The sequence below is a fragment of the Streptomyces sp. CA-106110 genome, assembly GCF_050936285.1.
In the GTDB taxonomy this organism is placed as follows: Bacteria; Actinomycetota; Actinomycetes; order Streptomycetales; family Streptomycetaceae; genus Streptomyces.
On the sequence record NZ_JBNJNB010000001.1, the window covers coordinates 10,178,187 to 10,197,095 of the forward strand.

General features: G+C 70.2%; 17 protein-coding genes. 10 read left to right on the plus strand and 7 right to left on the minus strand.

The window, feature by feature from the left end; genetic code table 11:
- Nucleotides 1–50: 50 nt before the first annotated feature.
- A complete protein-coding gene (locus tag ACQEXA_RS47005) occupies nucleotides 51–1,076 on the minus strand; it encodes a LacI family DNA-binding transcriptional regulator (RefSeq protein ID WP_432924568.1) in 1,026 nt (341 codons plus the stop codon).
- Between the two features lie 139 nt (nucleotides 1,077–1,215).
- Between ACQEXA_RS47005 and ACQEXA_RS47010 the strand changes: the two genes are divergently transcribed.
- Genes ACQEXA_RS47010 through ACQEXA_RS47025 form a run of 4 tightly spaced genes read left to right on the plus strand, consistent with a single transcriptional unit; the run spans nucleotide 1,216 to nucleotide 6,677 of the window.
- On the plus strand, nucleotides 1,216–2,520 hold the full coding sequence (locus ACQEXA_RS47010; RefSeq protein WP_432924566.1) for an ABC transporter substrate-binding protein: 1,305 nt from the start codon (nucleotides 1,216–1,218) through the stop codon (nucleotides 2,518–2,520).
- A gap of 7 nt (nucleotides 2,521–2,527) precedes the next feature.
- Nucleotides 2,528–3,484: a carbohydrate ABC transporter permease gene (locus tag ACQEXA_RS47015; protein WP_432924564.1), complete on the plus strand. Its 957-nt coding sequence runs from the start codon at nucleotides 2,528–2,530 to the stop codon at nucleotides 3,482–3,484.
- Nucleotides 3,481–4,299 (plus strand): carbohydrate ABC transporter permease, encoded by an 819-nt coding sequence (locus ACQEXA_RS47020; RefSeq protein WP_360999316.1) that lies wholly within the window; start codon nucleotides 3,481–3,483, stop codon nucleotides 4,297–4,299. Before ACQEXA_RS47015 ends, ACQEXA_RS47020 begins: the two co-directional genes overlap by 4 nt.
- Nucleotides 4,296–6,677 (plus strand): glycoside hydrolase family 3 N-terminal domain-containing protein, encoded by a 2,382-nt coding sequence (locus ACQEXA_RS47025; protein WP_432924562.1) that lies wholly within the window; start codon nucleotides 4,296–4,298, stop codon nucleotides 6,675–6,677. The genes ACQEXA_RS47020 and ACQEXA_RS47025 overlap by 4 nt, the downstream gene beginning before the upstream one ends.
- A gap of 61 nt (nucleotides 6,678–6,738) precedes the next feature.
- On the opposite strand, the gene ACQEXA_RS47030 is transcribed toward ACQEXA_RS47025, so the two are convergent.
- Entirely contained in the window at nucleotides 6,739–7,713 is a 975-nt protein-coding gene (locus ACQEXA_RS47030) for a 2-hydroxyacid dehydrogenase (protein WP_433132937.1), read from the minus strand.
- On the minus strand, nucleotides 7,710–8,879 hold the full coding sequence (locus tag ACQEXA_RS47035; RefSeq protein WP_432924559.1) for a lactate 2-monooxygenase: 1,170 nt from the start codon (nucleotides 8,877–8,879) through the stop codon (nucleotides 7,710–7,712). Before ACQEXA_RS47035 ends, ACQEXA_RS47030 begins: the two co-directional genes overlap by 4 nt.
- A gap of 113 nt (nucleotides 8,880–8,992) precedes the next feature.
- Between ACQEXA_RS47035 and ACQEXA_RS47040 the strand changes: the two genes are divergently transcribed.
- Nucleotides 8,993–10,162 (plus strand): PucR family transcriptional regulator, encoded by a 1,170-nt coding sequence (locus ACQEXA_RS47040; protein WP_432924557.1) that lies wholly within the window; start codon nucleotides 8,993–8,995, stop codon nucleotides 10,160–10,162.
- A 33-nt stretch (nucleotides 10,163–10,195) separates the two neighbouring features.
- Here ACQEXA_RS47040 and ACQEXA_RS47045 read toward each other — a convergent pair whose 3' ends face one another.
- The 3 genes from ACQEXA_RS47045 to ACQEXA_RS47055 all read right to left on the minus strand — a co-directional run bounded on the left by ACQEXA_RS47045 (nucleotide 10,196) and on the right by ACQEXA_RS47055 (nucleotide 13,234).
- Complete coding sequence (locus ACQEXA_RS47045; RefSeq protein WP_432924555.1) at nucleotides 10,196–10,840, minus strand: LysE family translocator; 645 nt, start codon at nucleotides 10,838–10,840, stop codon at nucleotides 10,196–10,198.
- Nucleotides 10,841–10,967: 127 nt separating this feature from the next.
- Nucleotides 10,968–11,648: a cyclase family protein gene (locus tag ACQEXA_RS47050; RefSeq protein WP_433132939.1), complete on the minus strand. Its 681-nt coding sequence runs from the start codon at nucleotides 11,646–11,648 to the stop codon at nucleotides 10,968–10,970.
- Nucleotides 11,648–13,234, minus strand: coding sequence for a purine-cytosine permease family protein (locus tag ACQEXA_RS47055; RefSeq protein ID WP_433132941.1), 1,587 nt, complete (start codon nucleotides 13,232–13,234; stop codon nucleotides 11,648–11,650). Before ACQEXA_RS47055 ends, ACQEXA_RS47050 begins: the two co-directional genes overlap by 1 nt.
- A gap of 433 nt (nucleotides 13,235–13,667) precedes the next feature.
- Between ACQEXA_RS47055 and dnaK the strand changes: the two genes are divergently transcribed.
- On the plus strand, nucleotides 13,668–15,527 hold the full coding sequence (dnaK, locus tag ACQEXA_RS47060) for a molecular chaperone DnaK (protein ID WP_432924547.1): 1,860 nt from the start codon (nucleotides 13,668–13,670) through the stop codon (nucleotides 15,525–15,527).
- 2 nt (nucleotides 15,528–15,529) lie between these two features.
- Entirely contained in the window at nucleotides 15,530–16,039 is a 510-nt protein-coding gene (grpE, locus tag ACQEXA_RS47065) for a nucleotide exchange factor GrpE (protein ID WP_359400855.1), read from the plus strand.
- Nucleotides 16,040–16,069: 30 nt separating this feature from the next.
- Here the strand turns inward: grpE and ACQEXA_RS47070 are convergent, their stop codons facing one another.
- On the minus strand, nucleotides 16,070–16,672 hold the full coding sequence (locus tag ACQEXA_RS47070; RefSeq protein WP_432924545.1) for a hypothetical protein: 603 nt from the start codon (nucleotides 16,670–16,672) through the stop codon (nucleotides 16,070–16,072).
- 372 nt (nucleotides 16,673–17,044) lie between these two features.
- Between ACQEXA_RS47070 and ACQEXA_RS47075 the strand changes: the two genes are divergently transcribed.
- From ACQEXA_RS47075 to ACQEXA_RS47085, 3 genes are all read left to right on the plus strand, one after another.
- Nucleotides 17,045–17,476, plus strand: coding sequence for a protease inhibitor (locus ACQEXA_RS47075; RefSeq protein WP_359400850.1), 432 nt, complete (start codon nucleotides 17,045–17,047; stop codon nucleotides 17,474–17,476).
- A gap of 368 nt (nucleotides 17,477–17,844) precedes the next feature.
- Nucleotides 17,845–17,967, plus strand: a complete 123-nt coding sequence (locus tag ACQEXA_RS47080; RefSeq protein ID WP_432924543.1) for a hypothetical protein — start codon at nucleotides 17,845–17,847, stop codon at nucleotides 17,965–17,967.
- 68 nt (nucleotides 17,968–18,035) lie between these two features.
- Entirely contained in the window at nucleotides 18,036–18,899 is an 864-nt protein-coding gene (locus ACQEXA_RS47085; RefSeq protein ID WP_433132943.1) for a Cof-type HAD-IIB family hydrolase, read from the plus strand.
- The last annotated feature ends 10 nt before the right edge of the window (nucleotides 18,900–18,909 follow it).

The window sequence follows — 18,909 nt, forward strand, 5'->3', positions numbered from 1 at the left end:
CCGGGGGGCCGAGGAGGACGTGCGCTGCCGCCCCGCACGTGCTTGCGGGCTCAGGCGGTCTTCGGTGGTGCGGTGCTCTGCCGCACCACCAAGTGGGTCGCGAGCTCGATCCGCAGGGCGGACTTCACGGGGTCGTGGGGGCGCAGCAGCATCCGGGCCGCTTCCTCGGCCATCTGCCGCAGCGGCTGATGGACGGTGGTCAGCGCCGGGCTGGACCACTGGGCGAGCGGGACGTCGTCGTACCCGACGACCGACAGGTCCCCGGGCACACTGAGGCCCTTCAGACGCGCCGCCTCCAGGACACCGAGCGCCTGCAGGTCGCTGCCGGCGAAGACGGCGGTCGGCCGGTCCGGGCGGTCGAGCAGCTCCATGGCGTGTTCGAAGCCGCCCTGCACATGGAAGTCGCCGAAGCGCACAAGGCTCGGGTCGACCTCGAGGCCCGCCATCGTCATGGCGGACCGGTAGCCGTCGAGCCGCGCGAGGGAGCACATCATGTCCTCCGGGCCGGTGATGATGGCGACCCGCTCGTGCCCCTGGTCGGTGAGGTGACGGGTGGCGGCGAGGCCCCCGGCCCAGTTGGCCGAACCGACGGACGGCACGTCGGGGTCGGGATCACCGGCCGGGTCCACGATGACGAACGGGATGGCCCGCGACCGCAGCTGCTTCTTCACCTTGTCCGGGAGGGCGGAGAAGACCAGGACCACGCCCAGCGGCCGGCGCCTGAGGACCCCTTCGATCCAGTCCGGCGCGGGGGCGTGCCGCGTGCCGCTCTCGGTGAGCACGACGCTCGCCTTGTTCTCCTTGGCGACGTTCTCCACCCCGCGGATGAGCTCCATGGCCCAGACGCTCTCCAGCTCGTGGAAGACGAGCTCGATGAGCGGTGCCTGGGGCGCGCCCTGAGCCCGGCGGCGGTAGCCGTGGAGGTCGAGTAGCCGCTCGACCCTGGTGCGGGTGGCCTCGGCGACATCGGAGCGACCGTTGAGAACTTTCGAAACCGTCGACAGCGATACGCCCGCCTGCTCGGCCACTGAGGCCAGCGTCACCCGGCCGTCCACCACCTCGTCGTCATCACGCATGTCGGAAGGATAGGCCACTGACCGCCGGTAACGGTTTGGTCGCACGCATGCACTCCCGTTGACCACGCGGGGTGACGCACCTACTGTCCGGGCAGCAGCGACTTTCGATAATAGGCTCGAAACTTTCGAGAGGTAGACGATGAAGATACGAGTGCGGTTGCCCCGTCTGCTCGCCGGCGGCGTGACGCTCGCCCTGGCGCTGAGCCTCTCGGCTTGCGGGAGCGGGACCGGCGGAGGGTCGTCGGACGACGGGAAGATCCACGTCCTCGTCTATGGAGACGCCAGCAACAAGGTCGAGAAGCAGATCGTCGCAACCTTCAACAAGACGTCGGACGTCAAGGCCGTGCTCGACACCATTCCGGGTGCCGACTACCAGCAGAAGCTGCAGACGATCATCAACACGCCGCAGGCGCCGGACATCTTCTTCAACTGGGGCGGCGGCAGCATCCAGCCGTTCGTCAAGGCCGATCTGCTCCTGCCGCTGGACGACTTCATCAAGGACGACCCGGCGCTGAAGTCCGACTTCCTGCCGTCGGTGTTCAACAGCGCCGTCGTGGACGACAAGGCCTACGGCATCCCGATGCGCGGCACTCAGCCCGTCCTGCTGTTCAACAACAGCAAGGTGCTGGCCGACGCCGGAGTGCAGCCGCCCCAGACGTGGGACGAGCTGCTCAGCACCGTCAAGAAGCTCAAGGCCAAGGGGGTCACCCCGATCGCTCTGGGCGGCGGCGACCAGTGGCCGACACTGATGTGGTTCGAGTACGTCTACGACCGCGTCGCCGGTCCGGAGCTCTTCCAGAAGGCCCTCGGCGGTGACAAGAGCGCCTGGGAGAGCGCGGACAGCAAGAAGGCGCTGAGCATGCTCAAGCAGCTCGTCGACGCCGGCGCCTTCGGCACCAACTTCGACTCCGTGAAGTACACGAACGGCGCGTCGCCCGCGCTGGTGGCCAGGGGCAAGGCCGCCTTCGAGCTGATGGGCTCGTGGTACTACGCCCAGCAGCAGCAGGACGCGAAGGACTTCGCGGCCAAGGGCCTCGGATACACCACCTTCCCGACCATCACCGGCGGCAAGGGCGACCCGGCGGATGTCGTCGGCAACACCAACAACTTCTACTCGGTGCTGAAGAAGACGAAGCACCCGGAGGCAGCCGCGAAGTTCCTGAAGCTCATGTACTCCGACGAGTTCGTCAAGGCGCAGATGGGCATCGGCAACCTGCCCACCACCACCAACACCGAGAAGTTCCTCGACACCTCGGCCAGCCCCGCCTACTCGCACTTCCAGTACGACCTGGTGAAGAAGGCCCCCTCGTTCCAGCTTTCCTGGGACCAGGCCTACCCGCCGTCCGCCAACACGCCCATGCACCAGGCCGTGCAGCAGTTCTTCAACGGTCAGATCGACGCCGACGGCTTCATCAAGGCCATGCAGGCCCTCCCCACCGAGTGAAACGCTCATGACCACGGATATGACGAGCGCTCCTTCCGCCGTCGGGACCCGCAAGGCGGCCCGGCGGCGGACGGAGGGCTCCTACGTCGCCCACGTGGGGCGCCCGGGCTTCGGCTGGGCGCTCCCCGCCACCGCGTTCTTCGCGGTCTTCGCCATCGCCCCGCTGATCATGGTGGCGGTGCTGTCCTTCATGAGCTGGAACGGCCTCGGCTCGCCTCGGTTCGTCGGAATGGACAACTGGTCCCGGGTCCTGGACGACCCGGTCATGATCAAGAGCATCTGGCTGACCCTCCTGATCACCGTGCTCGGGGTGGTCATCCAGACGCCGCTGAGCATCCTGCTCGGCGTCTGGGCCGCGGGACAGCAGCGCAACCGTGCGGTGCTGTCGGTGATTTACTTCATTCCGCTGCTGCTGTCCTCCACCGCGGTGTCGGTGCTGTGGCGGGCCCTGCTCGACCCGAACTTCGGCATCCCGGCCCAGGCCACCTGGCTGTTCGGTGACGGCAACCTGTTCGGCAAGCAGGCCAGCGCGATCGGTGTCCTCGCGTTCGTGAGCACCTGGCAGTTCACCCCGTTCCACACGCTGATCTACCAGGGCGCCGCCCGCGCGATCCCCCAAGTGCTGTACCAGGCGGCGGAGATCGACGGGGCGGGGCGCTACCGGAAGTTCTTCCACATCACGCTGCCGCAACTGCGCAACTCGGTCGTCACCTCGATGATCCTGATGATCGTCGGCGGGCTGACCACGTTCGAGACGGTCCTCATCCTGACCCAGGGCGGACCGGGGTCGGACACCACGATCAGCGCCTACTACATGTACCAAAAGGCCTTCAAGAGCTTCGACTTCGGCGCCGGTGCCGCCATCGCCCTCGTCCTGGTCGTCGCCGCGACGGTCATCTCGCTGATCGTCGTCCGCGTGTCCGGCTACGACAAGATGCGCAGCTCCATGGAGGGTGTGTCATGAGGCGCCGCCCCAACTACCTGGCCGGCGTGGGTTCACTCGTCTGGCTCTTCCTGGTCGGCCTGCCGCTCTATGTGATGCTCGCGGCGACGGTGCAGCCCCAGTCCGAGTACTCCCAGAACGGTCCGCTGTCCTTCCCCCACAGCTTCACCTTCGACAACTACACGGGAGCCTTCGACTCGGGCTTCGGTCAGTACTTCCTGAACACCCTGATCGTCACCGCCTGTGTGATCGGCCTGGTGCTGCTGCTCGTTCCGCCGCTCGCCTTCGCGATCGTGCGCAGCCGCAGCAGGATCACCTCGCAGGTCTTCCGGCTGTTCCTGCTGGGCCTCGCCATTCCGGCGCAGGCCGTGATCGTCCCGATGTTCTACCTGATCAGCCAGGCCGGTCTGTACGACAACCTGCTCGGCGTCATTCTGCCGACCGCCGCCTTCTGCCTGCCGATGTCGGCGCTCATCCTCAGCGGCGCCATGCGCGACATCTCCCCCGAGCTGTTCGAGGCCATGGCCATGGATGGCGCCACGCCCCGGAGGATGTTCTTCCAGCTGGTGCTCCCGCTCTCTGGGGGCGGGCTGTCCACGATCGTGGTGTTCTCCGCTCTCCAGGCGTGGAACGGCTTCCTGTTCCCCCTTGTTCTGACCCAGTCCGATTCCACCAAGCTGATCACCCTGGGTCTCTACAACTTCCAAACCGAACACGGCATCAACATCCCGGGACTGCTGGCAGCCGTGGTGCTGTCCATGGTGCCCGTCCTGCTCGTCTACCTGTTCGCCCGTCGCGCCCTGGTCCAGGGCCTCATGGGCGTCGGAGGAAAGTGATCGCCAACGTGGCAGTTGAGACCACCCCCGAAACACCCGTCTGGAACGACCCTGCTCACGACGTCGACACCCGGGTGTCCGCACTGATCGCCGCGATGACCCTCGAGGAGAAGATCGCCCAGCTCTACGGTGTCTGGGTCGGCGCGTCCGACGAGGGCGGCGAAGTGGCCCCGCACCAGCACGAGATGGAGGAGGCCGTCGACCTCGAGGCCCTCCTGCCGACCGGCCTGGGCCAGCTGACCCGTCCCTTCGGCACCGCCCCCGTCGACCCGGCGCTCGGCGCGCTGTCCCTGCTGCGCACACAGGCGCGCATTGTCTCGGCGAACCGTTTCGGCATCCCGGCCGTCGCCCACGAGGAGTGCCTGGCCGGCTTCGCGACCTGGAAAGCCACCGCCTACCCCGTCCCGCTGTCCTGGGGTGCCACCTTCGACCCCGACCTGATCCGCCGCATGGCCGCCGCGATCGGCCGGGACATGCGGTCCGTCGGCGTTCACCAGGGCCTCGCACCCGTGCTGGACGTGGTCCGCGACGCCCGCTGGGGCCGCGTGGAGGAGACCATCGGGGAGGACCCGTATCTCGTCGGCACCGTGGGCACCGCCTATGTGCAGGGACTGCAGTCCGCGGGTGTCATCGCTACGCTCAAGCACTTCGCCGGCTATTCCGCCTCCCGCGCGGGGCGCAACCTCGCCCCCGTCGGCATGGGCCCGCGAGAGCGCGCCGATGTGCTGCTGCCGCCCTTCGAGATGGCCGTGCGCGAAGGCGGGGCCCGGTCCGTCATGCACGCCTACACCGACACCGACGGTATGCCCTCGGCGGCCGACGAGGAGCTGCTGACCGGACTGCTGCGCGAGACCTGGGGCTTCGACGGCACGGTCGTGGCCGACTACTTCGGCATCGCCTTCCTGCGGACCCTGCACGGGATCGCGGGTGACTGGGCGGAGGCCGCCGGCGCCGCGCTCGGTGCCGGTGTCGACATCGAACTGCCCACCGTCAAGACGTTCGGCGCACCGCTCGCCGAGGCCGTGACCGCCGGACGGGTGCCCGAGTCCCTCATCGACCGCGCCCTGCGCCGGGTGCTCGCCGAGAAGGCCCGGCTCGGTCTGCTCGACGCGGACTGGAGCCCGGTGCCGCCCGTGCTGGCCGGCGCCGAACTCGACCGCCCGGACGCGCTGCGCGGCACGGTCGACCTCGACACGGCGGAGAACCGGGAACTGGCCCGGGAGGTCGCCGAGCAGGCCGTGGTGCTGCTCGCCAACGACGGCACGCTGCCGCTGGCCCGGCCGCGCCGCATCCTGCTGGTCGGCCCCAACGCCGATGAACCGACCGCCGTGCTGGGCTGCTACTCCTTCCCGCTGCACGTCGGCGTCCACCACCCGCAGACCCCGGCGGGGATGAGCCTGCCCACCCTCCGGGAGGCAGTGGCACACGAGTTCCCCGAAGCGGACGTCACCGTGCTGCGCGGTACCGGTGTCGACGACGGCGACACCTCCGCGTTCGCCGAGGCCGTACAGGCGGCGCAGGGGGCGGACGTCGTGATCGCGGCGCTGGGCGACCGTGCGGGACTCTTCGGCCGTGGTACCAGCGGCGAGGGCTGCGACGCTGACTCGCTGGCGCTGCCCGGAGCGCAGCAGCAGCTGCTCGACGCGCTCCTGGACTCGGGCACCCCGATGGTGACCGTGCTGCTGGCAGGGCGGCCGTACGCGCTCGGCCGCGCCGTGGACGAGGCGGCCGCGATCGTGCAGTCCTTCTTCCCGGGCGCCGAGGGGACCACCGCCCTTGCGGGAGTGCTCAGTGGCCGCACCAACCCCAGCGGGCGGCTGCCCGTCAGCGTTCCGCGAGGGCTCGGTGCCCAGCCCACCACCTATCTCGGGGCGCGACTCGCCCAGGTGAGCGACGTGTCCAGCATCGATCCGACCCCGGCCTTCGGATTCGGGCACGGACTGTCGTACACGTCCTTCGCCTGGAGCGACCTCGCGGTGGACGTGAAGGAGGCGGGCACCGACGGGGAGTTCTCCCTGTCCTTCACGGTGCGGAACACCGGGGAGCGGCACGGCGCCGAAGTCGTACAGGTGTATCTGCACGACCACGTCGCCTCGGTCGTCCAGCCGGTGCAGCGCCTGGTCGGCTACACCCGGGTACCGCTGGCCCCGGGCCGGGCACGGCGGGTGCGGATCACGGTTCCGGCCGACCTCGCCTCCTTCACCGGCCGTGACGGGCGGCGCGTGGTCGAACCGGGGGACCTGGAGCTGCGCCTGGCCGCCTCCAGCACCGATCCGCGACTGACGGCGACCGTCACCCTGACCGGTCCGGAGCGGTACGTGGACCACACCCGGCGGTTCCACGCGGCCTTCGTCCAGGAACCCGAGCCGGCCGAGTGAGGCGGCGGCGGCTCGGACCGGACCGACCCGGTCCGAGCCGCCCGACCCGGCGCGGCGTCCGTCAGGAAACGATGTCCCGCGGTGCCCGCCCGGCCAGGAAGTCGGCCGCGTTCTGCACCGCCGCCACCGCGATCCGGACGAGGGTCTCCCGGGTGACCCCCGCGACGTGCGGGGACAGCACGACGTTCGGAGCCTTCAGCAGCCGCAGGGCCGCGGTGGGCGGTTCCGGGTCGAAGACGTCGATCCCCGCCCCGGCGAGCACACCGTTCTCCAGTGCGTCCGCGAGCGCGTCCTGGTCGATGAGGGCGCCCCGCGCCGTGTTGATCACGAACGCGGTGGGCTTCATCATCGCCAGGCGGTCGGCGTCGAGCAGATGCCGGGTCGCCTCGGTGAGCGGCGCGTGCAGCGTGACGTAGTCGGACGTGCGCAGCAGCTCGTCGAGTTCGACATGGCGGGCGCCGAGACGTGCCTCGGTCTCCGCCGCCACGGGCTCGGGGCCCGCGTACAGGATCGACATGTCGAAGGCGAGCGCGCGGCGTGCGACCTCCTCGCCGATATGGCCGAGTCCGACGATTCCGAGGGTCTTGCCGGAGAGTTCGGTGATGGACCGCTGCAGCCGCGGCAGCGCCCAGTCGGCGTCGACGAGCGCGGTGTGCGCCGGCACGAGCTGCTTGGCCAGGGCGAGCATGAGCGCGAAGGTCTGCTCGGCCACGTTCTGCTTCTCGGCCCCGCTGGAGCCTATGTTGCAGACCGGCACGTTCCTGGCCCTGGCGGCGTCCAGGTCCACGTAGTCGAAGCCGTGGCTCGCGCACTGGATGAGCTCCAACTCCGGTGCGACGGCGATGTGCTGGGCGGTGACCGGGCCGAGCCCCGTCACGATGACATGCGCCGCGCGCAGCGCCGCCGGATCCTCGTCGGTCCGCTCCACCACGGTGACCTCGGCCTCCCCGGGAAAGGCGGTGGCCAGCGCGGAGCCCGCCGCGCGCCCGCCGACGTGCGGCGAGACGACGGCCAGGACCTTCTTGACGTCGGTCATGCGGATTCCTCCATCAGGTCGGCGGGGCCGAGCGTGGCCGGACCGGCGTGCCCGGACAAGGCGAGAGTGAGGTCGAGTTCGGCGAGCAGACAGCGGACGACATGCTCGACGCCGGCCTGCCCGTCGAGCCCGAGCCCGTACGCGTACGGACGTCCCAGGAGCACCGCCCGCGCGCCCAGGGCCAGCGCCTTGAAGACGTCGTCGCCCGTACGGATCCCGCTGTCGAACAGCACGGTGAGACGATCACCGGCCGCCTCCACCACCCGGGGCAGCGCGTCCGCGGCCGCCACGGAACCAGCCACCTGCCGACCGCCGTGGTTGGAGACCACCACACCGTCCATCCCCGCGTCCACGGCCCGGCGGGCATCGTCCGGATGCAGGATGCCCTTCAGGACGATCGGCCCGTCCCAGTTCTCCCGCAGGAACGCCAGGTCCGGCCAGGTCTTGCCGGGGTCCGCGAACATGCCGACGAAGTGCATCACGGCGGCGTTGGGGTCCTCGTGCACCGGCTTGGCCAGACCGGCCTGGAACGCCGGGTCGGTGAAGTAGTTGGCGGTGCCCACCCCGTGCAGGAACGGCAGATACGCCTGGTCGAGGTCCCGGGGCCGCCAGGCCAGCAGTGGTGTGTCGAGCGTGACGAACAGAGCCGTGAACCCGGAGGCCTTCGCCCGGGCGAGGAAACTGCGGGTGACCTCCCGGTCCTTGGCCCAGTAGAGCTGGAACCAGCGCTCACCGTCGCCGGACGCCTCGGCCACCTGCTCCATGGGCGTGCTGGAGGCGGAGGAGAGGATGAACGGCACACCCTGGGCCGCCGCGGCCCGCGCCGCCGCCGGCTCCGCGTCCGGATGCATGATCGACAGGACGCCGATCGGCGCCAGCGCCAGCGGAGCGGGCAGTCTGCTGCCCAGCACCTCGACCGACAGATCGCGCTCGTGCACGTCCCGCAGCATGCGCGGCACGATCCTGCGCCGCTCGAGCGCCGCCCGGTTGGCCCGGGCGGTGCTGCCGGTGCCCGCGCTGCCCGCCACATAGCCGACCGGGCCGGGCCCGAGCCGCTGCTCGGTGAGCTCCTCCAGCCGGGTCAGATCGGTGGGCAGCCGCGGTACGGCGCCCGTCATGCCGTTCAGATAGATCTCGTACTGGAAGTCCGCCCAGTGCCTGGTCATCCGTACGTTCCGCCTCTCGTCCTTGAGACCGCGCTGTACGGCGACGATCCTTGCGACTGTGACAACACCCGTCCAGCGTGGTGCGCACCATGCACGGCTGGGATCATCACCTTGTGACAAACCATCCCGGCACACCCCGGATCCGCGTCCGGGACGAGATCGCCGCGGATCCGAGGGTCGTGGACGCGGTCGTCGCCGCGGTCCACGGACAGGTGCCGGTGTACGCCGCACTCGACGACAGCAGGCTGCCAGAGGTACGGGCCATCGCCGCCTGGGGCGTGGACCGGCTGCTGCATCTCTGGGCCACCGGCGGTGCGCTCGAACCAGCCGATCTGCGCCGGTTCCGCGGCATCGCGGCGGCCCGCGCGGCGGACGGGCGGCCGGTGCAGGCGGTGCTGCGCGCCTACCGGGTGGCCGCGACCGTCCTCACCGACGAGGTCGCCGCCCGCGCCACCGGCCTCACCACGGCGGACGGCCTGGCGCTCGCCCGGGTGCTGCTCACAGCCCTGGACACACTGTCGGAGGAGATGGCCACGGCCTACGCGGCGACCACCGAGGACCTCGCGGGGGACCGGGACCGAGCACTGAGGCTGCTGCTCGACGACCTGATCGCCGGCCGGCACGCCTCGGAGGGCGCGCTGTCGGACCGGTCGGCCCGTCTCGGCGTTCATCTCCCCGAGCCCTACTGCCTGCTGGTCGCCGAGCCGGCGGCCGGCGGCGCTCCGGACATGTCGTACGAGGCGGCCGCCGGACTGCTGGGCGCCCTCGGCGACTGCGGTGTGGCACTGTCGACGGTACGGGGCTCCCGCGCCGTCCTGCTGTTCCCCGCCGCGGCGGTGGGGCGGGTGCCGGCCGTCCTCGACGAGCGGGGCTGGCGCGGCTGCGCGATCACGGGGGAGGGTCTCGACCGGGTCGCGGTCGCGCACCGGCTCGCGGCCGACGCACTCGACACGGCGCCGGCCCACGCCCACCGTCCCGGCCGCCTCCTCACCGACGCCGACGCGCACGTACTGGCGCTGCTCGCCGGGCATCCCGCGGCCGCCCCGGAGCACATCGCCCGTCTCGTCCTCGGCCCGCTGACCGACCCCGAACAGCGCCATCTTCTCGAGGCTCTGACCGCCTACATCGACGCGGGATCGGCGACCGCCGCGGCCCGCGCGCTCCATCTGCATCCGCAGTCGCTGCGCTACCGACTGCGCCGTGTCCACGTACTGACGTCACGGGATCCGCGCGATCCCTGGCAGCGACTCACCCTGGACATCGCCCGCACGGTCGGATCGTGACCCGGCGTCACGGCCTCCGTCGGTACGCCGAACTCAGTCGCCCAGCGCCAGCCGGAGGCCGAACGCACCGATGACCGTGCCGGTGATCGCGTCCAGCAGCCGCCGGGTCGAGGTGCGCCGCAGCCGGTCGCGCAGCATGTGTGCGCAGCCGATCAGTACGGAGGACCAGAGCGCTCCCAGCAGGACATGGGTGCCCGCCAGCAGTACGCCCATGGCGAGATGCGAGGCGCCGGCCGGGATGAACTGCGGCAGAACGGCGACGTAGAAGGCCCCCACCTTGGGGTTGAGCAGGTTGGTCACCGAGCCCTGACGCCAGCCGCCGAACACCGTGTCCGGGGCGCCGGATCGTGGCCGGTCCGCCTCGTCGTCCGCCGTCTCGTCGGCGCGGTGCCGCGTCGACCAGAGCAGTCGGCCGCCCATCCACAGCAGGTAGGCGGCGCCGACCCAGCGCAGCACGGCGTAAGCCAGGTGAGAGGCCGTCAACAGGGCGGTCACTCCCAGGGATGTGAGGACGCCCCAGGCCAGGGTCCCGGTCTGGATGCCGAGGACCACCCCCCAGGCGCGGCGGCGGTGGCCCAGCGCCGCGGTACGCAGTACCAGCGCGGTGTCCAGTCCCGGAGTCAGGGTGAGCAAGCCGACGATCAGGGCGAAGCCCCACAGGGGGGAGAGGTCGATCACCGGGCGAGCGTAGGGGAGTCAGGCTCGCGAAATCCAGAATTCTGCCCGATATCGGGCAGGAGTGGTGTGGTCCCGTCGTGGTCATGTGCTCGACCGGTGACCGGGGCGACCGGCCGGGCACGACCACCTATGGGTACCGCACGGGATCGCCGACACGGGCCACTGCCCGGACCGGGGCCCCGTCCGAGCCGGGCAGGTGCAGCGGGAACAGGTACACCTCCACCTGGCGGCCGGCCAGTTGGGCGGCGAGGACGCGGTCGAGGCCGGTGAGGTTCTCGGCGATCACGCCGCCCGCGCCGCACAGCACGCGATGTGCGGGCAGGTCCGGATCGCCGGACGGATCCACGCTCAGCGCGTCCACCCCGACCGTGCGGACGCTCGCGTTGACGATCGCCTGCGCCGACTCGGGTGTCAGCCAGGGGTGGTCCGCATAGGCGTCGGTTCCCCAGGAGGCGGACCAGCCGGTTGCCAGCAGCAGGATCGCGCCCGGCTGGAGCCGCAGCAGACTGAGCGCGGGCGCGAGGAGCTCCGGCGTGATCGGTGCCCTGGCCGACAGGCCCCGTATGTCCGCCACCACCGCCGGGCCGGCGAACCGGTCCAGCGGCAGCGCGTCCAGGGCCGGCCACGCCGAGTTCACGTGGTACGGCGCGTCCACATGTGTGCCGGACTGCGAACCCATGTGCAGGCTCAGGACGTTGACGCCGTCCGTGGCCACCCGCAACGCCCGCTTCACCTCGACCTGCGGGTCACCGGGATACACGGGCATCCCGGTGACCACGGGCACCGACAGGTCGAGCCAGGAGTCCATCAGCCGCCCTCGACGACGAGCGCCGGAGCCGTCTGTTCCGGTGTGCCCGGCCCGGTGATCGCCGGCACCGGTGCCTCGACGGTACGGGCCAGCCGCGCGCCCTGCGGCCCGTACACCGCACGGGGTTCGGGGAAGAGCCGCAACAGCGCCAGGAAGAGGATCGCCGCTACGGCCAGGGACAGCGGCAGGCTGATGTCGACGCCGTTCGCCAGGTCGCCGAGCGGCCCGACGAACTGGCCCGGGATGTTGGTGAACAGCACGCCGATCACCGCGGAGACCCACCAGGCGGTCATACCGCGCCAGTTCCAGCCGTGCGAGAACCAGTAGCGGCCGCCGCGCTGGCGGCGGTTGAAGACCTGAAGCGCGTCCGGGTCGTACCAGCCGCGCCGGGTATAGAAGCCGAGCATCATCACGACCATCCACGGAGTGGTACAGGTGATGATCATCGTGGCAAAAGTGGAGATCGACTGCACCAGGTTCAGCCCGAAACGGCCGATGAAAATGAACGCGATCGACAGCACGCCGACCACCAGCGTCGCCTGCACCCTCGAGAGCCGCGGGAACACCGACGAGAAGTCCAGCCCGGTCCCGTACAGCGATGTGGTGCCCGTCGACATGCCTCCGATCAGCGCGAGCAGGCACACCGGCAGGAAGAACCACGTCGGCGAGATGGCGAGCAGTCCGCCGACGAAGTCGGGGGCCGACGGGTCGACGTACTTGGGTGCCCGCTGGGCGATGATGCTCGCGATCGCGAGACCGAACACGAACGGCAGCAGCGTCGCGATCTGCGACAGGAACGCGGCACCGATCACCTTGCGGCGCGGGGTGCCGGCGGGGATGTAGCGCGACCAGTCGCCGAGGAAGGCGCCGAATGACACCGGGTTGGACAGCACGATCAGCGCGGCGCCGATGAACGACGGCCAGAACAGCGCCTTCGTCGCGGGATTGGCCGAGGCGGTAAACGTACCGGCGTACGACGGGTCGAAGTCGCCGGCGAAGGCGATCGCCCCGAGCAGGAACAGTACGGTCGCCGAGGTCACCGCGATCTTGTTGACGAACAGCATGAACCGGAAGCCGTACACGCACACCGCGAGGACCAGACCCGCGAACAGTGCGTAGGCGATGACGTACGACAGATTGCCGCGCTCGAGGCCGAACAGCCGGTGTGCGCCGCCGACCAGGGCGTCGCCCGAGCTCCATACCGAGATGGAGAAGAACGCCACGGCCGTGAGCAGGGAGAGGAACGAGCCGACCACACGGCCGTGCACACCGAGGTGGGCGGAGGAGGAGACCGCGTTGTTCGTGCCGTTGACCGGGCCGAACACCGCCATCGGACAGAGGATCAGCGCGCCCGCGACCACGCCGAGGAGTGTTGCCGCGAGCCCCTGCCAGAAGGACAGGCCGAACAGGATGGGGAAGGCGCCCAGAACACAGGTGGAGAAGGTGTTGGCGCCGCCGAAGGCGACCCGGAACAGGTCCAGCGGGGTCGCGGTGCGGTCCGCGTCGGGGATGCGCTCGACGCCGTGGGTCTCGACCTCGGTGAGGGAGGGCGGCGCGGCGGCGGGGGAGGTGGGGTTCTGGGACAACGGGGCTCCTGCGGGGAAAGTGCGGCGGAGCGCGTTCTTGGCGCGAGAGGACGGACGGCGCCGGGCGACCGCGGGGTGGGCGGTGCGAGGTGAGGCCGTTCGTACGGGGTCTGCCGACGCTATGTCCGCACGTCCGGGACACACCAGAGGACGCTCCGTCCATTTTTCGTGCGCGTGATGGACGATTCCTCCACTGTGACGTGGACGGCGCGAGGGTCGGCCGCGGCGGCCTTTCAGCTGGTGGCATACGCGCTCGATGGGAAACTTGACATTGGGCCGCTCAAGTTTTATTCAGGCATTGGAGGCAGCTCGCGGGTCGGAGTGAAAGGCCGTCCCCGTGATCAGGCCCGGAAGGCGGCCAGGCGGGTACTCGCTTGTACGAGACGCTCCGCGACGAGAACGACGACGAGCACGAAGTGGAGGGAGAGTCCCCATGGCACGTCCGGTCGGAATCGACCTCGGCACCACGAACTCAGTGGTCTCGGTCCTCGAGGGTGGCGAGCCCACGGTCATCACCAACACCGAAGGAGCCCGGACCACACCGTCGGTCGTGGCCTTCGCCAAGAACGGCGAGGTGCTCGTCGGCGAGGTCGCCAAGCGGCAGGCGGTGACCAACGTCGAGCGCACAGCGCGCTCGGTCAAGCGCCACATGGGCGACCAGTCCTGGCGCTTCCCGGACAGCGGCACGATCGACGGCAAGAAGTACACCGCGCAGGAGATCTCCGCGCGCGTACTGCAGAAGCTGAAGCGGGACGCGGAGGCGTACCTCGGCGAGGACGTCACCGACGCGGTGATCACCGTGCCCGCCTACTTCGACGACTCCCAGCGGCAGGCCACCAAGGAGGCCGGTGAGATCGCGGGCCTCAACGTCCTGCGGATCATCAACGAGCCGACCGCCGCCGCCCTCGCGTACGGCCTGGACAAGGAGAACGACCAGACGGTCCTGGTCTTCGACCTCGGTGGCGGCACCTTCGACGTGTCGCTGCTGGAGATGGGCGAGGGTGTCATCGAGGTCAAGGCCACCAACGGCGACACGCATCTGGGCGGCGACGACTGGGACCAGCGGGTCGTCGACCACCTGGTCCAGCAGTTCAAGAACGCGTACGGCGTCGACCTGTCGAAGGACAAGATGGCCGTGCAACGACTGCGCGAGGCCTCGGAGCGGGCCAAGATCGAGCTGTCGAGCTCGTCCGAGACGACCATCAACCTGCCCTACATCACGGCCTCGTCCGAGGGCCCGCTGCACCTGGACGAGAAGCTCACCCGCGCCCAGTTCCAGCAGCTGACGGCCGACCTGCTCGAGCGTACGAAGGAGCCGTTCCACCAGGCGATCAAGGACGCCGGCATCAAGGTGTCCAGCATCGACCACGTCATCCTCGTCGGTGGTTCGACCCGGATGCCTGCGGTGACGGACCTGGTCCGGGAGCTGACCGGCAAGGAGCCCCACAAGGGCGTCAACCCGGACGAGGTGGTGGCCGTCGGCGCCTCGCTCCAGGCCGGTGTCCTCAAGGGCGAGGTCAAGGACGTCCTGCTGCTCGACGTGACCCCGCTGTCCCTCGGTATCGAGACCAAGGGCGGCATCATGACCAAGCTCATCGAGCGCAACACCACGATCCCGACCAAGCGGTCCGAGATCTTCACCACGGCCGAGGACAACCAGCCGTCCGTGCAGATCCAGGTCTTCCAGGGCGAGCGTGAGATCGCGGCGTACAACAAGAAGCTCGGCATGTTCGAGCTGACCGGCCTGCCCCCGGCGCCCCGTGGCATCCCGCAGATCGAGGTGTCCTTCGACATCGACGCCAACGGCATCATGCACGTCGCGGCGAAGGACCTCGGCACCGGCAAGGAGCAGAAGATGACGGTCACCGGCGGTTCCGCGCTGCCGAAGAACGACATCGACCGCATGGTGCGGGAGGCCGAGCAGCACGCGGAGGAGGACCGCAAGCGGCGCGAGGCCGCCGAGAGCCGCAACCAGGCCGAACAACTCGTGTACCAGACCGAGAAGCTCATCAGGGAGAACGGGGACAGGATTCCCGCCGACGCTCGGAGCGAGACGGAAAGCGCCATCGCCGAACTGAAGGAGGCCCTCAAGGGCGAGGACGCCGCGGAGATCCGGCGGACCATGGACAAGGCCGCCGCCGCTGCACAGAAGATCGGCAGCGCCCTGTACGAGCAGGCGCGACCCGAGGGCGGCACAGCGGCCGAACAGGGCACGGCGGGCGGCGGCCGGGCCGACGACGATGTCGTGGACGCCGAGATCGTGGACGACGACAACACCTCGCAGGCGGGCTGACCATGAACCCGAGCGGGCCGCAGAGCGCGGAGTTGCGGCGTCTGCTGGACGAGCGCACTGCCGACCTGCAACGGGTGAAGGCCGAGTACGACAACTACCGCAAGCAGGTGCGACGCGACCGCATGGCGGTGCGTGAGATCGCCACGGAGAACGTGTTGCGGGCGCTGCTGCCCGTGCTGGACGCCGTCGAGGGCGCCCGGCGGCAGGAAGCCCTGACGCCGGGTCTGAAGGCCGTCGCCGACGTCCTTCAGGCCCAGTTGGGCTCTCTGGGGCTGGAGGCGTTCGGGGAGGAGGGCGAGGCCTTCGATCCCGAGTGGCACGAGGCCGTGACGCATGTCGTCTCCCCGGAAGCCGAAGGCCTCACCTGCACCGAGATCCTGGCCTCCGGCTACCGGGTGGGCGGCCGGCTGCTGCGCGCCGCCCGCGTGGCCGTCACCGGCCCGCCCCCGTCCCGCACGGCCGGGACCGCGCATGAGATGGCGGGAGGCCGGGGCGGTCACGCCTCACGGTGACCGGCAGCAGTCGTCGGGGCCGTGACGGGCTCACTGCCCCTCGGCCGTGCTGTCCTCGGCCTCGGTGCCGTCGGGTTGCCGGTTCTCGCCGATGTCCGTTCCCCGGCCCTCCCCGCTGTCCGGTCCCTGGGCCCGGACCCGCTGCACATGCTCCAGCGACTCCCGCAGCTCCGTGAGCCAGTCGTCGGTGTGCTTCTGCACGAGGCGTACACACCACGCGAGGGCGTCGCTGCGGCTGCGCGCCACGCCGCCGGCGATGAGCGTGTCCAGAACCTGACGCTCGGGCTGGCGCAGCCGCGTCATCACGGGCGCCGCGACATGGGTGAACAGCGCCCGCTCGCCGCCGCACTCCACACCCCAGGAGACCTTCTTGCGGAACCGGTGCTCCGCCTCGCGCGCCACCTCGACGCGGTCCTCGCGGGTGCGCTCGCGGAACTCCTGGATCCGGGCCCGGAGGGCCGCGTCCCGCTCGGCGGGGGATCCCTGGTCAGCGAGCCGCGGCTCCGGGATGCGGCCGACGACGGTGATCTCCTCGCGGTCGACGGTGACCTCGACCAGCTTCTCGAACAGGTCGTCGGGCAGACGGCCGGCGAACCAGCCGCGCAGTTGTTCTCGTTGCTCCGTCGTAATCATGTAATGACGATTACTCCGGTCTCGCACAAAAGCAAGAGCGGGCGGGGTGCGTTTGCCAGGAGCTGAAGACAGCGCTTGCTGCGGCGGGGAAGCGGAATGTTTCAGGCCGATTGCAGAGCCGTGGCAATCCGGCCAGCGGGCTGCCGCCGATGGCCCGCGGCCCCATGGTTGCGGGGCCCGTTCGTTCGAATTCCGTGACTTCACGCCACTGCTTCAACACTAAAAGTTACTGAAACGAGGGGGGTCGATGTGAGATTCCCGTGAGGACTCGGCAGACTCCGGCACGCCGAACCGGCACCCGTCCCGGCCGGCTCCGGAGCCCCGTGCGACCGGAGTGTGCCGTGACTCCACACGAGCGGAAGGATGCACACAATGCCGAACACCGCGCGCTGGGCAGCGACCCTCACCCTGACGGCCACCGCCGTCTGCGCCCCCCTCACCGGGTCCGCCGTCGCCGCCCCGAACGCCCCCGCCTCCCTGTACGCCCCCTCGGCGCTCGTCCTGACCACGGGTCACGGCGAGAGCGCCACTCTCGCCACACCCCAGCGTGCCGTCACGCTGAGTTGTGCCCCGAGCCCCTCCGGCAGCCACCCGGACAGCGTCGACGCCTGCGCCGAACTCAGCGCGGCCGGCGGGGACTTCGATGCGTTGTCGATCAGGGACGGCGCCTTGTGTACCAAGCAGTACGACCCAGTGGTGGTCACCGTGCAGGGCGTCTGGCAGGGCAAGCGCGTCGACTACGAACGCACCTTCGCCAACGAGTGCGTGAAGAGGTCCTACGGGACTGCCCTCTTCGCGTTCTGAGGACGCGGATCGCGGGGTTGCCGCGAGCGTCTGAACAGAGCTTGTGACTGGGGAGTGCAAGCCCTGACGCGGTGAACCACACGATCTCGCAGCGGGACCGGCCGGACGGAGTGGGGCCGTCCGGCCGGCTCCCGAATGAGGTATCCGGACCCGCGCCCCACCGCGCGGCAACCCGAGTCGTATACGGCGGATCCGTCGCCCCGGCCGAAGAGCCGGGGCACTGTCATGTCCGGGCGCCGCCGTGTACGTCCCTGCCGGAGACCGGGCCTCGGCCGAGGTCAGCGAGTACCCGGCCACAGGTCGGGCAGGGGAGGGGCCCTTACGATGGGGCCGGCGACGAGGCCTCGGCGCCGACTCCGGGAGACCCGATGGCAAGAGGTGAGATGGACATCCGCCGAGCGTTCGCCGGCACCGCCCTGCCGAGCCTGGCCGCGGTCCGTGAACTGCGCCGCGCCCACGGCGATCCGCGCACCCGCGCCCAGGACGACTGACCGGACCCGGACCGCGCCGACCCGCCGCAGAGACTCCCTCACCGCTGCCCGAGAACAGAAAGCAGGACATGTCCGCCACGCCCTCGTGCCTCCCGACCGCCCCCGAGCTCCCGAGCGGACCGGTGGACATCCGGCTCGTCGTCACCGACATGGACGGCACCCTGCTCGACAGCACCGGAGGGATACCCGGGGGACTCTGGCCGCTCCTTACGGAACTGCGTCGCCGCGGAGTGCTGTTCAGCCCCGCCAGCGGCCGCCAGTACGCCACGCTGGCCCGGCAGTTCGCCGAGGCGGCCGACGGCATGGTCTTCGTCGCCGAGAACGGCACCTATGTGGTGCGCGACGGCGTGGAACTCAGCTCCGATCCCCTGGACGCCGCCGTGGCCGCCCGCATCGTCGGGACCACGAGGCGGCTCGCGGCCGACGGAGTGGACGTCGGGGCGGTCCTGTGCGGCAAGAAGTCCGCCTACGTCGAGCGGAGCGACGAGGCCTTCGTGGCCGAGGCGAGGAAGTACTACACCCTGCTGCGCACGGTGGAGGACCTCACCACCGTGGACGACCAGTTCCTCAAGGTGGCCCTCTACGACTTCGGGCCCGTGGAGAGGACCACCGCTCCCGCGCTGGCGCCGTTCACGTCGACCCACCAGGTCGTCGTCTCGGGCGAGCACTGGGTCGACGTCATGAACCCCACCGCGAACAAGGGTGCCGCCCTGCGCATGCTCCAGCGGGAACTGGGCATCACACCCGCCCAGACAGTGGTGTTCGGGGACTATCTGAACGACCTCGAGATGCTCGACGCGGCCGACTGGTCCTTCGCCATGACCAACGCCCACCCGGACGTACTGCGGCGGGCCCGCTACGTGGCGCCGTCCAACACCGAGCTCGGTGTCCTGCGCACCATCGCCCGTCTGCTGCACCTGCCCACGAGCTGAGTCAGGCCGG